This is a genomic window from Nocardia sp. NPDC049190 (genome assembly GCF_040648115.1).
Lineage (GTDB): Bacteria > Actinomycetota > Actinomycetes > Mycobacteriales > Mycobacteriaceae > Nocardia.
In genome coordinates, this window is sequence record NZ_JBEZDE010000001.1 from 22,776 (window position 1) to 37,379 (window position 14,604).

Annotated in this window: 14 protein-coding genes; 11 read left to right on the forward strand and 3 right to left on the reverse strand. The window is 64.4% G+C overall.

Annotated elements, in window-relative coordinates; genetic code table 11:
• Positions 1–8: 8 nt before the first annotated feature.
• A complete protein-coding gene (locus AB0B25_RS00105; RefSeq protein WP_357172335.1) occupies positions 9–1,226 on the reverse strand; it encodes a hypothetical protein in 1,218 nt (405 codons plus the stop codon).
• Between the two features lie 143 nt (positions 1,227–1,369).
• On the opposite strand from AB0B25_RS00105, the gene AB0B25_RS00110 reads away from it, so the two are divergent.
• The 3 genes from AB0B25_RS00110 to AB0B25_RS00120 all read left to right on the forward strand — a co-directional run bounded on the left by AB0B25_RS00110 (position 1,370) and on the right by AB0B25_RS00120 (position 3,908).
• Positions 1,370–1,945: a TerD family protein gene (locus AB0B25_RS00110; RefSeq protein WP_357172338.1), complete on the forward strand. Its 576-nt coding sequence runs from the start codon at positions 1,370–1,372 to the stop codon at positions 1,943–1,945.
• A gap of 160 nt (positions 1,946–2,105) precedes the next feature.
• On the forward strand, positions 2,106–3,203 hold the full coding sequence (locus AB0B25_RS00115; RefSeq protein ID WP_357172341.1) for a DUF475 domain-containing protein: 1,098 nt from the start codon (positions 2,106–2,108) through the stop codon (positions 3,201–3,203).
• A gap of 93 nt (positions 3,204–3,296) precedes the next feature.
• Complete coding sequence (locus AB0B25_RS00120) at positions 3,297–3,908, forward strand: Tellurium resistance (protein WP_357172344.1); 612 nt, start codon at positions 3,297–3,299, stop codon at positions 3,906–3,908.
• A gap of 1 nt (position 3,909) precedes the next feature.
• Here AB0B25_RS00120 and AB0B25_RS00125 read toward each other — a convergent pair whose 3' ends face one another.
• Complete coding sequence (locus AB0B25_RS00125) at positions 3,910–4,818, reverse strand: DMT family transporter (RefSeq protein WP_357172347.1); 909 nt, start codon at positions 4,816–4,818, stop codon at positions 3,910–3,912.
• 82 nt (positions 4,819–4,900) lie between these two features.
• Between AB0B25_RS00125 and AB0B25_RS00130 the strand changes: the two genes are divergently transcribed.
• Positions 4,901–5,434, forward strand: coding sequence for a CGNR zinc finger domain-containing protein (locus tag AB0B25_RS00130; RefSeq protein ID WP_357172350.1), 534 nt, complete (start codon positions 4,901–4,903; stop codon positions 5,432–5,434).
• On the opposite strand, the gene AB0B25_RS00135 is transcribed toward AB0B25_RS00130, so the two are convergent.
• Positions 5,431–6,816, reverse strand: a complete 1,386-nt coding sequence (locus AB0B25_RS00135; protein WP_357172352.1) for a hypothetical protein — start codon at positions 6,814–6,816, stop codon at positions 5,431–5,433. The genes AB0B25_RS00130 and AB0B25_RS00135 overlap by 4 nt on opposite strands.
• A 276-nt stretch (positions 6,817–7,092) precedes the next feature.
• Between AB0B25_RS00135 and rpsF the strand changes: the two genes are divergently transcribed.
• The 7 genes from rpsF to AB0B25_RS00170 all read left to right on the forward strand — a co-directional run bounded on the left by rpsF (position 7,093) and on the right by AB0B25_RS00170 (position 14,179).
• A complete protein-coding gene (gene rpsF / locus AB0B25_RS00140) occupies positions 7,093–7,380 on the forward strand; it encodes a 30S ribosomal protein S6 (protein ID WP_357069180.1) in 288 nt (95 codons plus the stop codon).
• A gap of 87 nt (positions 7,381–7,467) precedes the next feature.
• Positions 7,468–7,995, forward strand: coding sequence for a single-stranded DNA-binding protein (locus AB0B25_RS00145; RefSeq protein WP_357172355.1), 528 nt, complete (start codon positions 7,468–7,470; stop codon positions 7,993–7,995).
• A 57-nt stretch (positions 7,996–8,052) separates the two neighbouring features.
• A complete protein-coding gene (gene rpsR, locus AB0B25_RS00150) occupies positions 8,053–8,304 on the forward strand; it encodes a 30S ribosomal protein S18 (RefSeq protein ID WP_357173220.1) in 252 nt (83 codons plus the stop codon).
• A gap of 17 nt (positions 8,305–8,321) precedes the next feature.
• Positions 8,322–8,774, forward strand: a complete 453-nt coding sequence (gene rplI / locus AB0B25_RS00155; protein WP_357172358.1) for a 50S ribosomal protein L9 — start codon at positions 8,322–8,324, stop codon at positions 8,772–8,774.
• A 627-nt stretch (positions 8,775–9,401) separates the two neighbouring features.
• Positions 9,402–12,497: a replicative DNA helicase gene (locus tag AB0B25_RS00160; protein ID WP_357172360.1), complete on the forward strand. Its 3,096-nt coding sequence runs from the start codon at positions 9,402–9,404 to the stop codon at positions 12,495–12,497.
• Between the two features lie 363 nt (positions 12,498–12,860).
• Positions 12,861–13,109 carry a hypothetical protein gene (locus AB0B25_RS00165; RefSeq protein ID WP_357172363.1) on the forward strand — a complete coding sequence of 83 codons (249 nt, stop codon included), beginning with the start codon at positions 12,861–12,863 and terminating at the stop codon, positions 13,107–13,109.
• Between the two features lie 224 nt (positions 13,110–13,333).
• Positions 13,334–14,179 carry a hypothetical protein gene (locus tag AB0B25_RS00170; RefSeq protein ID WP_357172366.1) on the forward strand — a complete coding sequence of 282 codons (846 nt, stop codon included), beginning with the start codon at positions 13,334–13,336 and terminating at the stop codon, positions 14,177–14,179.
• Positions 14,180–14,604 lie beyond the last annotated feature (425 nt).

Genomic DNA, 14,604 nt, shown 5'->3' on the forward strand with positions numbered 1-14,604 from the left:
GCCCATCCTCATTCTTGTCGTGGTCCTGCTTGTTTTCTCATTCGATCCACTACCCCGGCTATGAATTCGGTGGCGGCATCCAGTTCCGCCACATAGGCCAAGTAGTCGGGGTGACGCCCCGACAGTGTTTCGCTGGTTCGGTCGATCCGTGCGGCCTGTGCGTCGAGCACCGACCCCCATTCGGCGACAAGGCCACGGCTTACCGCGAGCATTTGCGCATCCCGTAACCGGAATCGTACGGCCTTGGCCTTCTCTTGCGGATCGGACCGGACGTCGCGGAGCAAGGCGAGCCGTTTGGTGACGGCATCGACCTTCTGCTCGGCTTCGGCGAGGAATCCGCGCGCGGATGTGGTCAGATCAAGTGCAAACTCCGGATTGTTCTCTATTGCTGCCGCGCGCGCCCTGCCAAGGGCAACGTCCGCGGCTTCGATGGCTCGCTGGCTTTCCCGCCCATTGTCGGCCAGATCCGCCGAACTCGCAGCATTGAACTCGCGCAGGAGCGCCGAGAACGCCGGCGCGACCCCTTCCGCCCTGGTCCGGACGGCGGCAAGGCGGGTTGTCACCGAGGAGATGGCGGTGGTCGCGGCGCCGGCTCGAGACGGAGCCGCCCGCAGTGCCTCCGCGAGTTCCTTGGTCGCCGCCTCCAGCCGGTTCGCGGCCTCCCGCGCCGCGCCCGCCTGCGCGGCGACGTCCGCCGATTCGAGGGTGGCCGCAGCGGCATCCACCGCGGCGGCGCGCTCGCGTACCGAAGGATAGTTCGCGAATTCGGAGTCGGCAGCCTGCCCGCGCACGTTCGCCGCCGCGATCTTCACCTGCTGCACCAGCCGAGGCACCATGCCGTGCACGGCGACCGCGTGTTCCAGCTCGGACTGATTGGCGCGATAGAACTCGTCGACGGCGCGAGCCGCGTCGGTCAGCTGTCGAACCGTGACGTCGGTCCGCTGTTGTCCCTGCGGCAGCGGCGTGCCGTCACGCTGTGCGGCGTCCAATTCCGCACTCAGCGCGAGGTATCCGCCGGCGGCGTCATAGCATCTGGCGCGCACCGGTTCCCAGCGTTCGCCGGTCCGCCGCTCCGGGAAAACCTGGTCGGCGGCGAGCACCGCCGCGTCGGCCGCGCTCTGGCGTCGATCCATGTCGAGAAAAGCCGATGCCGAACTCGTCCGGGCCTGCTCGATCCACTCGTCGTTCCCGGACGACCGGAACCATCCACGCCTTCGGCCTGCCACGCCCCGATGGTAGGAGATATTCCTGTTCGCCGGGGCTACGCGGGTTCCTACGAAGTTCGCGGAAACCTACTACTGTCGTATGACGTACCCGGCGATCCGGACATGCTGGGAACCAATGACGGACTATTGAAAGGGAATCCCGCATGGGTGTCAGTTTGTCCAAGGGCGGCAACGTCTCACTGACCAAGGCGGCGCCTAACCTGACCGCCGTTTCGGTCGGCCTCGGGTGGGATGTGCGGTCCACCACCGGCACCGATTTCGACCTGGACGCGAGTGCCATCGCCACCGGCGCGGACAAGAAGGTCGTGTCGGACCAGCACTTCGTGTTCTTCAACAATCTGCGTTCGCCCGAGGGCTCGATCGAGCACGTGGGCGACAACCGGACCGGCGAGGGTGAAGGCGACGACGAGGTCATCAACGTCGACCTGGCCGGCACCCCGCCGACGATCGACAGCATCTTCTTCCCGGTCTCGATCTATGACGCCGACTCCCGCTCGCAGTCGTTCGGTCAGGTGCGCAACGCCTACATCCGTGTGGTGGATCGCAGCAACGGCGAAGAACTCGCCCGCTACGACCTGTCCGAGGATGCCTCGACCGAGACAGCCATGGTCTTCGGCGAGCTGTACCGCAACGGCGCGGAGTGGAAGTTCCGCGCGATCGGCCAGGGCTACGCTTCGGGTCTTTCCGGTATCGCTCGTGACTACGGCGTGAACGTCTAAGGAACACTTCGCGGTTCGAGGGGGCTCGGCAACGAGCCCCCTCGTCGCGCGACCGGCATGCCTGCGTCGCGGAAAAGCGGGGTTGGACAACCGGCGATTCAGCAGCCACGCTGGTAGGAACTGTCGCCGACTCGTTATTCACTTTACGAAAGGTCCCAGCGTGGTCCTGCGCATATTCGGCATGTCGTTCCTCGTCACGGCGGTCTCACTCGTCGTGGCGCTGCTCTACGGCGGCCCGACCGCCCTCGCGCTCGCCGCGATTCTGGGCATCCTCGAGGTATCGCTGTCCTTCGACAACGCCGTGATCAACGCCACCGTCCTCGAGCGGATGAGCGAGTTCTGGCAGAAGATCTTCCTGACGATCGGCGTGTTGATCGCCGTGTTCGGCATGCGCCTGATCTTCCCGCTCGCGATCGTGTGGATCACCGCGGGACTGGATCCGGTGCGGGCCTTCGACCTCGCGCTCAACCCGCCCGCCAACGACGCGCTGACCTTCCCGGACGGCAGCGCGAGCTATGAGAAACTGCTCACCGACGCGCACCCGCAGATCGCCTCCTTCGGCGGCATGTTCCTCGCGCTGCTGTTCCTCAACTTCATCTTCGAAGAGCGCGAGATCACCTGGCTGGGCTGGCTGGAGCGGCCGCTGGCCAAGGCGGGCAAGCTGGATATGCTCTCGGTGGTCGTCGCGGGCGTAGGCCTGATCCTCACCGCGGAGTACCTCGCCGACGAGGCGCACCGCTCGACCGTCCTGGTGGCGGGACTGCTCGGCATGATCACCTACATCGCGGTCGACGGGCTCGGTTCGATGTTCCACACCGAGGAGCACACCGAGGGTCCGTCGGCGCTGGCCAAGGCGACCGGAAAGGCCGGCTTCTTCCTGTTCCTCTACCTGGAGGTGCTGGACGCGTCGTTCTCCTTCGACGGCGTGATCGGCGCGTTCGCCATCACCTCCGACCCGATCATCATCGCGCTCGGCCTCGGCCTGATCGGCGCCATGTTCGTCCGGTCGATCACGGTGTACCTGGTGCGCAGGGGCACCTTGTCGGAGTACGTCTACTTGGAGCACGGCGCACACTGGGCGATCGGCGCGCTCGCTGTGATCTTGCTGATCTCGATCGGCGTGCACATCAACGAAATCATCACGGGCCTGGTCGGCGTCGCGTTCATCGGCGCGGCGTTCATCACCAGCATCGTCCGCAACCGGCGCGAAAACGACGAAGAACTGGACAGCGAACGAGAACCCGCGCCGGTAGGCTGATTCCCGGCATGCAGCCGAAGACCCGTTGCGGCAGCGGCCCCATCCCGTCGGATGGCCGCTGCCGCTCTCGTTTCTCCTGAGGGGGATCGCGCCATGGCGATCAACGACCACCCCGGCGTCAACCTGGCCAAGGTGACCCTGTCGAAGGCGACGCCCACCATCAATCTCACCAAGCCGGGTGAACAGCAGGGGATCATGCGGGTGAATCTGAGCTGGTCGAGCCGGCCGAAGGGGTTCTTCCGCCGGTCCAAGCCCGTCAACCTGGACCTCGGCTGCCTCTACGAACTTTCCAACGGCGCCAAGGGCGTCATACAGGCGACCGGGCGCAACTTCGGCGCGCTGGAGGGCGAACCTTACATCGAGTTGGACGACGCCGCGTCGGTGTCCGATGGCGAGAATCTGCGCATCGACCTCGCCCGCCCTGAATTGTTCCGGCGCATCCTGATTTTCGCCTTCATCTACGAGGGCGTCCCGAACTGGGCCGCCGCCGATGGCGTCGTGACGCTGTATCCCACCGCAGGTCCACAGGTAGAGGTCCGCCTCGACTCCCCCGTGGCAGGTGCCCGCTGCTGTGCCATCGCTCTGATGCAGAACCAGGGCGCCGGGATCATCGTGCAACGCGAGATGTACTACATCGACGGCGCCGAGCGCGAGATCGATGAGGCCTACCGCTGGGGTATGCCGTGGCACAGCGCGGGCGCGTAGATCAGCGCGGCGCCATGACCGCGGGCCGCCGCGCCACGACTGTGGCGGCGCACGCCGCACGCCCGCGCGCCGCGAACACGAGACCGACGAGGCCGATACCGAATCCCGCGATCGTCAACGCCCGCAGTGGCTGATCGATCAGCATCCAGGCCAGGATCGCGGTCACCACGGGTGTTGCGAAGAACAGTTTGCCCACCCTGGTCGCGTCCCAGCGCCGCAGCATCGCGTTCAGGAGCAGGAACGCGGCCATCGAGTTAACCAGGACCATCCAGGTGAGCGATCCGGCGAACCGGCTCACATCCGATATGTGGACCTGACCGGTCAGCCAGGCCGACAATCCCGCGATCGGCGCGCTCACCACCACATGCAGTGCGGTGGACGCTCGCGGATCGACCGTCGGGACGAACCGCTTCTGGTACACCGTGCCGATGCTCAGGCCCAGCAGGCCCGCCCCGCACAGCAGCAGTCCGACCAGCGAGAACCGGGACTGGTCGAGCACCGCGAGGGTGACCCCGATTCCGCCGATACCGAAGCCGAACCACTGTCGCGCCGTGACGGATTCGCCGAGCACCCCGGCGAACAGTGCGATGACCACCGGGTTCACACCTTGCACCAGCGCGATCACCGCCGCTGAGACCTGCTCGGCCATCGCCGTGTAGAAGGCGCCGAACTGCACCATCTGCATCAGCAGCCCGGCGACGAGTACGTGCCACAGCTGGTTGCGGTGCGGCCAGGTGACCCGCGCGGCGCAGGCATACGCCGTGAGCAGGACACCCGCGATGGAAAAGCGCGCGAACAGCACCAGCATCGGCGGCGCGGCGCCGATCCCGATGATCCCCGCGATGAACGCGCTGCTCCACAACAGGACGAACAGCGGCTGCGCGACCACCGTCATGAGCTGAGCCTTCACGAACCCTCCTGAAACAACCGCCTTGGGTGGTTATCACCGTGACACCCCTCAACTAACCTGTCAAGGCGGTTACCATGAGGAGATGTTCACCTTCGTGAGCGGAAACCTCGCACTGGACTTCGCGGGCACCGTCCAAGCGCGATCGACCACATTCGACGATCTCCTCGACACCCCGGCCACATTCGGCGCGTGGACCGTCGCCGCCGAACTACTCGGTGACGCCCCGCGCTGCGACGTGGACACGCTCGCACGCGCGGTGCGCCTGCGCGAGGCGGCCTACCGCATGGCGCTGGCCGCGGCGCACGGCGCGGCGTTCACCGACACCGACCGCCGGGTGGTCAACGACCTGGCCGGCGGCGAACTCCCCACGGTCGCCCTGCGCGCCGACGGAACGATCACCCGGACCGGCGATGCCGACGCCGCACTCACCGCCATCGCCCGCTGCGCGGTAGAACTGCTCGGCACACCCGCCTTGATCAAGGAATGCGGCCGCGCCGAGTGCACCCGCCTGTACGTGGACACCTCCCGCGGCGGCTCCCGCCGCTGGTGCGACATGACACTGTGCGGCAACCGCGCGAAGAGCGCCGCCTTCCGCGCCAGACACCACGGCCCTTAGACCACTGGAATCAGACCATCGCGATCCCACCGCGGCACTGGCGGTACCCGTCGATACCCGCGCGGCAGCGGCCACAGGAACACCACGAACAGCACCACCAGCAGGCCGGCCCGGCCCCACACTCCGAATTGGACGATGTTCTCCATCAGGTCGACCGAGGTGCCCGACCCCATCGAGTAGAAGTATCGGAACACGCCGATGCCGATGGCCGCATCGGCGACCAGGTAGCTCCCGATCAGCCACCACGGCACCTGAAGCAGCACAAGGAACGGCACCAGCCACAACGTGTACTGCGGCGAATGCACCTTGTGGAACACCAGAAATCCACACAGCATCGCGCCACTCACCCCAACCCACGGGAAGACCCCGGTACTCAGGTACCGCTTGCCGCCGAGCCACATCGCCAGCGCGAACGCGGCGATCACCAACAGCGGGGAGGCAATCGACACCACCTGCTGGAACGCTGCCTCCGCTTGGGCGTCCTGCCCGAACATCGGCCGCAGGCCCCAATACCAGATGGAATTGGTGGTGATATCCGCCTGACGCAACTGCTGGAAGGTGAACGACGCGCGCCAGCCTTCATAGCCGGCCAACGCGAATGGCAGATTCACCGCGACGACGGTGCCGATAGCCGCGCCGGCGGTGAGCAGTGCGCCGCGGACGTCGAGACCACGACTGCGATCCCGCTCGCCTTCGACGCCCCCCGTGAGCACATAGGCCACCAGTGGCAGCAGGAAGATCCCCGGATACAGCTTGAGGCAGAACCCGAGCCCGAGCAGTACCGCAGCCACGATGCCCCTGGTGCGCAACGCGTATCGGGTCGACTGGCGCATTACATAGACGGCCGCCACCGCCGTACACACCACCGGGAGCTCCCAGTTGTGGAAGGCGTACAGCACCAGTGGCGGCCCGGCCGCCCACAGCAGGGCGGCCGGCCCGGCGAGCCGGGCCAGCATCCACGCGGTCAGCAGCGCGAATGGCGCCAGCAGTAAGGCGGAGTGCTGCAGAAACTCTGCATCGTTGTCCGCGCCGACCGCACCGAGCCACATCAGAACGCCGCTGAGCACCGGATACTCCACAGCGCCGCCGACCAGCGCGCCGTCGTCGGTGATTCCACCCCCCACATAGGGAAAGACGTGCTCGTTGATATCGCGGCCGAGCCAGAGGAACTGAATATCGGAATAGCAGACGTCCGAGTCCTTGGCGATGTCGAAGACCGTACTGCGACCGTCCGCGTTGAACGGCGGGCCCGCACACCGCGCCTTGTTCATATACGCCAGCGCGAGGGTGAGGCCGCACAGGAGCACTACCACCGCGGTCAGTGCCACGCGGCGTCGCACACGGCCTGCGAACAGGTCGCTGGCGGCGAATCCGGTCGACATGAAAACACCCTAAGCGGCCCGTCGAGACACTGTCCGTTTCCCCCGGTGAACTCGCCCCAACGATTGGCTTGCCGCGTCTATCGGTCACTCGCCGAGAACCCGGCCGATAGCCGGCAACGGAACGTCGAGTACCCACGACCAGCACAAACGCGAACGGGCATGGTGATTTCATTGCTCGCTGACCGGTCAGGTAGCCTTGTCGGGTTGCTGACGCAACGACCCTCCTGCCACGGACCGTCCGTGGCCGTTTCCTAGTCCACAGGAGGTGATTGGTCCGTGCGTCATTATGAAGTGATGGTCATCCTCGATCCGAGCCTGGACGAGCGCACTGTTGGTCCGTCGCTGGACACCATGCTCAGTGTTGTTCGCACCGAGGGCGGCAAGATCGACAAGGTCGACATCTGGGGCCGCCGCCGGCTCGCCTACGAGATCTCGAAGCAGGCCGAAGGCATCTACGCCGTGGTCGATCTGACCGCCGAGCCCGCCACCGTGAGCGAGCTCGACCGCCAGCTGGGTCTCAACGAGTCGGTGCTGCGCACCAAGGTTCTGCGCCACGACAAGTAGTTCCGCACACCTCGATTGCGTCGGAGCCTGTGCCTAGGCTCTAGCGCGACAGCGAGATGAGGACTGCACACCGAGCAGGAGGACCACATGGCAGGCGACACGGTCATCACCGTCATCGGAAACTTGACGGCCGACCCCGAGCTTCGATTCACGCCGGCGGGACAGGCGGTGGCGAATTTCACCGTCGCGTCGACACCTCGTGTGTTCGACCGCAATTCGAACGAATGGAAAGACGGCGAAGCGCTGTTCCTGCGCTGCAATATCTGGCGCGAGGCCGCGGAAAACGTCGCGGAAAGCCTGACCAGGGGTTCCCGTGTCATCGTGAGCGGACGACTCAAGCAGCGCTCCTACGAAACCCGCGAGGGTGAGAAGCGCACAGTCGTCGAGCTCGAGGTCGACGAGGTCGGCCCCTCGCTGCGCTATGCCACCGCGAAGGTCAACAAGGCCAATCGCGGCGGCGGGGGCGGCGGTTTCGGTGGCGGCGGGGGCAACTTCGCCTCCTCCGGTGGTGGTGGTGGGCGTTCCGGCGGCGCCGAGGACGACCCTTGGGGCAGTGCGCCCGCGGCGAGCTCCTTCGGGGGCGGCAGCCGCACAGATGACGAACCGCCGTTCTGAGAACGGCCACATCGGCCCGGATGATTCGGGCCATCAATGATTACGGAGTACAAGACCATGCCTAAAGCGCCCGCGCGCGAAAAGGTGCTCAAGAAGAAGGCCTGCTCGTTCTGCAAAGAGAGCAAGACCGGACTCGTCTCGATCGACTACAAGGACACGGCGCTGCTGCGTAAGTACGTCAGCGACCGGGGCAAGATCCGCGCCCGCCGCGTCACCGGCAACTGCGTCCAGCACCAGCGCGATGTCGCGGTTGCGGTGAAGAACTCGCGTGAGGTGGCGCTGCTGCCTTACGTGTCGACGGCGCGCTGAGAAAGGGAGGCACACAAATGAAGTTGATTCTGACTGCTGATGTGGACAACCTCGGTGCCCCCGGCGACACCGTGGAGGTCAAGGATGGCTACGGCCGCAATTACCTCCTGCCGCGTGGCCTGGCGATCACCGCGAGCCGTGGTGCGCAGAAGCAGGTCGAGGGCATCCGCCGGGCACAGGACGCCCGCCGGGTTCGCGACCTGGACCACGCCAATGAGCTGAAGCAGGCCATCGAGGGCCTGGAGTCGGTCACGCTCACCGTGAAGACGGCGGGTACCGGCAAGCTGTTCGGCTCGGTGACCCAGACCGACGTCGCCGCGGCCCTCAAGGCTGCGGGCGGCCCGGTCGTCGACAAGCGCAGTATCGATCTGCCGAAGGCACACATCAAGTCGACCGGCAAGCACGACATCGCGGTGCACCTGCACCCGGACGTGGTGGCCAAGTTCGACCTGACGGTCACTGCCAGCTGATTTCGGCATTACGTCGAGGACCACTCCCGTACCCGAGACGGGAGTGGCCTTCGTTCGCGCTGCACTACTCGACTAGTAGTTAGCCAGCTATTAGCTTTCCGGCTCGGATGCCGGTGGGGACATCCTCCGAAAAGCGTTGCTCACCGCAGGGTCCGCAGTTGCGCTGCCTGTGGATTACCGACGCGATCAACCGGATACACTGTGACCCAGCTCATAGCGTATCTACCTTCCGTTAACCCAACACGCCCGGCTGTTCAACTTGGCCGACACGCCGGAACTTCATCCATCCACACATGTAGAGCCGCAGAAGTAGCCATCTATCTGCATGTTTGGGTTATCCGGGCACTGTTTTCCCCAAGTTGTACACAGGGGGTGCACACCATTGGGTAAACAGTCCCCAAGTTATCCACAGCTATGTGCACAGTCCGGTTTGGCGGGGGCCGGTCCCGTCGCCTAGGTTCGTCGCATCGCCGTGCGGGCGTCATCCCGAACGGCGCGGACAGGCGGGTCCGTGGTGATAGCTGGCACCAGGTCTGCGACGGCGCCAGACGTGTCGGTGACCGGGAGTAGAACGAGTCATCACTAGGGCGGTACCCGGTCGTGGGATAGAGAGGACGGTCGAGTCTGGTGACAGCCACCGATGACCGCGGGCACACGGATTTCCCGCCCGAACCCCCCGGCGAAGACTTCGGCCGCCAGCCTCCGCACGACATGGCTGCCGAACAATCCGTGCTCGGCGGCATGCTCTTGAGCAAGGACGCGATCGCCGATGTCGTCGAGGTGATCCGTCCCGGCGATTTCTACCGCCCAGCCCACCAGGTCGTCTTCGACACCATCCTCGATCTCTACGGCCGCGGTGAACCCGCGGACCCGGTGACGGTCGCCGCCGGGCTGGACCGTCGCGGCGAACTCAAACGCATCGGCGGCGCCCCCTACCTGGTCACCCTGACCCAAACCGTGCCTACCGCCGCGAACGCCGGCTTTTACGCCGAAATCGTTGCCGAGAAGGCTATTCTGCGCCGTCTCGTCGAAGCGGGCACCCGCATCGTCCAATATGGCTACGCGGGCGCCGATGGCCAGGACATCGCCGAAGTCGTCGACCGCGCCCAAGCCGAGGTCTACGAGGTCACCGAACGCCGCACCACCGAGGACTTCCTCCCGCTCGAGGAACTGCTCCAGCCGACGATGGACGAGATCGATTCCATCGCCTCGCGCGGCGGCATCTCCCTCGGCGTGCCTACCGGATTCACCGAACTCGACGAAGTCACCAACGGCCTGCACCCGGGCCAGATGATCATCGTCGCCGCGCGACCTGGTGTCGGCAAAGCGCTTTCCCTCGACACCCCGTTGCCGACGCCGACCGGCTGGACCACCATGGGCGAGATCCGAGTCGGCGACGAACTGCTCGATCCCCAGGGCAACCCCACTCGTGTTCTCGCCGCCACCGACGTTCTCACCGACCGGCCGTGCTACGAAGTCGAATTCTCCGACGGCAGCGTCATCCTCGCGGACGAACAACACCAATGGCTCACCCGCACCCGGGCCGGTGATCCCGAGCCGAGAGTGCGCACGACCGGCGAGATCGTCCATACCCTGCGATCAGCCGATGGTGCGCCGAATCACGCGGTGCCGGAAACCGCCCGATCCGATTCGCGACGGATCGTGGATGTGCGCAAGATCGACACCGTCCCGGTCCGCTGCGTCGAGGTCGACAACAGCGACCACCTCTACCTGGCCGGGCCATCGATGCTCCCGACGCACAATTCCACGCTCGGCATGGATTTCATGCGCAGTTGCTCGATCAAACACGGGCTCGCCAGCGTTATTTTCTCGTTGGAGATGAGCCGTACCGAGATCGTGATGCGTCTGCTGTCCGCCGAGGCGAAGATCAAACTCGGTGATATGCGATCCGGGCGGATGAGTGACGACGACTGGACCAAGCTGGCGCGGCGAATGAGTGAGATCAGCGAGGCGCCGCTGTTCGTGGACGATTCGCCCAACCTGACCATGATGGAGATTCGGGCCAAGGCACGACGGCTCAAGCAGCGGCATGATCTGAAACTCGTTGTGGTGGACTATCTCCAGCTGATGACCTCGGGTAAAAAGGTGGAGTCCCGTCAGCAGGAAGTCTCGGATTTCTCCCGAAACCTCAAACTGCTGGCGAAGGAACTCGAGGTTCCGGTGGTCGCGATCAGTCAGTTGAACCGCGGTCCCGAACAGCGAACCGACAAGCGGCCCATGGTGTCCGACCTGCGTGAATCGGGCTGCCTGCCGGCGTCCACTCGTATCCTTCGCGCCGATACCGGAGCGGAGACCACGCTCGGCGAGCTTCTGGCCAGCGGAGAAAAGCCGCTGGTCTGGTCACTCGATGAGCGGATGCGGATGGTCGCCCGGCCGATGGTGAAGGTATTCCCGAGTGGCCGGAAAGAGGTATTCCGACTGCGGCTGGCATCCGGCCGCGAAGTCGAAGCGACCGGCAATCACCCGTTCTTGACTGTGGATGGGTGGATTCCGCTGGAGAAGCTGGCCGTCGACGACCGACTTGCCACACCACGCCTCGTCCCGGAACCGATCCAGGTGGCTCGGATGCCCGACGCCGAGGTGATTCTTCTTGCGCACATGATCGGCGACGGTTCGTGCGTCGAACGACAGCCGATCCGCTATGCCAGCATCGATGAGGAGAACCTCGCGGCGGTCGCCGAGGCGGCCACGCATTTCGGTGTCACCGTCGCTCGTGACGACTACCCCGCCGCACGGGTGACGACACTTCGGCTGCGTGCCCCCGATCGCCTCACCCGTGGCAAGCGCAACCCGATAGCTGCGTGGCTCGACGAGCTCGGGTTATTCGGCCTGCGGAGCTACGAGAAGTTCATTCCACAGCCCGTTTTCGCACTCCCCAACGATCAGGTCGCCTTGTTCCTGCATCACCTGTGGGCCACGGACGGCTCCGTGCGATGGGATGCCAAGGCACGCCAAGCTCGGGTCTACTACGCGTCGACCAGTCGCCGTCTGATCGACGATGTAGCCCAGCTGTTGCTCCGTTTAGGTGTACACGGCCGAATCAAAAGATTTCGCAAGTCCGGTTATCGCGACTGCTGGCACATCACAGTCAACGGCTCTGCGAATCAAACCACATTCCTGCGCGACATCGGGGTGCATGGCGCGCGCGGACAGTCGGCGCGCGAGGCCCTCACCGAGTTGGAACCGATAGTGCGCAATACAAATGTCGACACGATCCCTCGTGAAGTCTGGACGAAGGTTCGCGGACTCCTCGCCACCAAGCACATCACCCATCGCGAATTCTCATCGGCCATGGGCTCGCGTTTTTGCGGATCGGCGATGCGGAAACGCTCACCGAGTCGGTCCCGGCTTGCCCGTGTGGCGGCAGTACTAGAAGACGCGGAGATCGACATGTTCGCGACCAACGACGTCTTCTGGGACACGATCGTCGAAATCACCGGCCTCGGCGAGCAGGACGTCTACGACGGCACCGTTCCCGGCACGAATAACTTTGTCGCCCAAGGGATTTCAGTGCACAACAGTTTGGAACAGGATGCCGATATGGTGATCCTGCTGCACCGCCCCGACGCCTTCGAACGCGACGACCCCCGTGGCGGCGAGGCCGACCTGATTCTCGGCAAGCACCGCAACGGCCCGACCGCGACAATCACCGTCGCCCACCAACTCCACCTGTCCCGATTCGTCGATATGGCTCGCGGCTGAATTCGGATTGTCAGGTCTCACGGCATTCTTTGTAAATCTCACGAGCGATTTCGTGTCTGCTTCTTTTTACGAAGCATGCGTAAAATTTTCTCACCGAATCCGCGCTCATCTTCTTGATCTGCGCGGCACGTTTCCGCGTAACGAACCGGGGCCGAAGAGTAATCTGCCCGATCCGGCGCTGAGGAGTTACCACAGATAATGGCATACAATGTGCGATAGTCCCGGAGTCATGCTGGCGTGATGAGTGGTTCACATCGATCAACTCGGGGAACTATGCGCGATGGCGGAGTTGGAGGTTGATGGGATGGGGCAGGTTCGGATGCTTCCGAGGCCGGCGGGTGATGTTCGATTGGCGGATTCAGCGTGGATCGGTCATGGTGGCGAACACGTGCGCGGCGGATGCTGACCGGCTGCAAAACCGGTCCACTGTTCCGCACCGATCGCAAAGCCCGAACATCGGCGGCCACCAACGACGTCGACTCGCCGATCGGGGCGGGCGCGGCTGTCCTACCGTTCGAGATCTACACCGCCGGCTACGACGACGGACCCAATAAGCTGCGGCATTCGGGGCTGACGCGCGCGGCCGAGGGGGTACGTCGACGCCGATGTTGATGAAGCTGTCGGGTAACACCTCGATGCGAAGCCTCGCGAAGTACGCGAGGGTGTCCGACGAAGGACGCGGCGTTATCAAGCAGACGGCGACCCGGCTGTCGGGGCGGCGATCCGGGAATGAGGTCCGCACTCGAACTCCGGCCGCGCGTTGACGGGGGTGGTCTGCGCTGAAGGGTTTCTCTTCTGAGGAGCTGGGTGCGCTATTCCGGCGGTTGCGGGACGACTTGGACGAACTGCTCAGACGCCGGCTCAGTGGACACCTGCACGACAAGTACGAGGGCGACGCTGGCGAGCTCCGCCATGCGATGCGCAGGTATGAACGCGCCGAGGAGCACGGTGTGCAGCAGGTCGCGGCGAGCGCGCGTGATGTGGAACGGCCACCACACCCCGGCAACGTCGAGAGCATCGAGAGAGGGGTAGGTTCCGCATCCCGGCCACATCCACTTCGTGGACTCTGGTTGGAAAGACGGGTACCGGCAGACTCGATTGACCCTTTCACATCAATCATGGACCTGCCCCATAATGAAGCGGCCGAGATTGCGCGGAAGATGGGAAGAAGGGTTGAAGGCGCCGATTATGTGGACTTCCGCAAGCAAGCCGAAGCTTGGCTGCGATCACACGCTATGGAGAAAGGAAATCCAACCACCGATAGCCCACTTTACTTCAATCTTGTGAGTGAGCAAGGCGCATCTCCGCCCACCGAAATATCCGTCATTATTCGAATTCCCGCCGACTCGATCCCCGCCGAGCACCTGACGTTTACGATCGAGGACAACTTCTTCAACTACCAGATAGTGGCGGGAATGCCTGCTTCCAATACACCAGAGGGCCTCGTGCCGCGCATCATCCACGGTGTGGATGCGGACACTTCGATTGACTTCGATGGAGAACACCGGAACTATCTCGACCTAGTTGAGAACGGCCGATACATCGAGGCGCAAATATGGTCGCGAGATGATCCGATCCTGGCGGAGGCGCGAGTCAAGTTTCAGGAAGGAATACCTGCGGATCGAACGATAACCGTGGAATCCACGCCGCAGGGTGGGACGTCACCGGATGACGGTGCATAACAGACCACAACAGAAACCAGTATTGAGCATCCTTGAAGACGACGACTATGGAAATCAACCGATGCTCACGGATTCGATGACGACCTCGTTCACCGGGACGTGCTGATGCATGCCCGCCGACGAGGTGGCGGCGGCGATCTCGTCGCCGACGCACTCGGCTTCTCCGCCGGAACATGCACTGCCTCTGCGGCCAGCCCAGCTAGCACGCCCAGGTCCGCCAAACCAGGCATTCGCAGTTCCAGACACGGTGTCCGCGCCCGCAATCCGGCCAAGGGCCAGTACTCCATCAGGCTCATGCCCGCCGTCATCGCCGCCGGACGTCATTCGGGGCCACGGGGTTTCGCCAGCGGCGGACCCCGCCAGGGAAACCGGTCGCGACCAAGAGAGGCGGTCAGAGGAATACAGACCGGTTGAATACGGGTCGT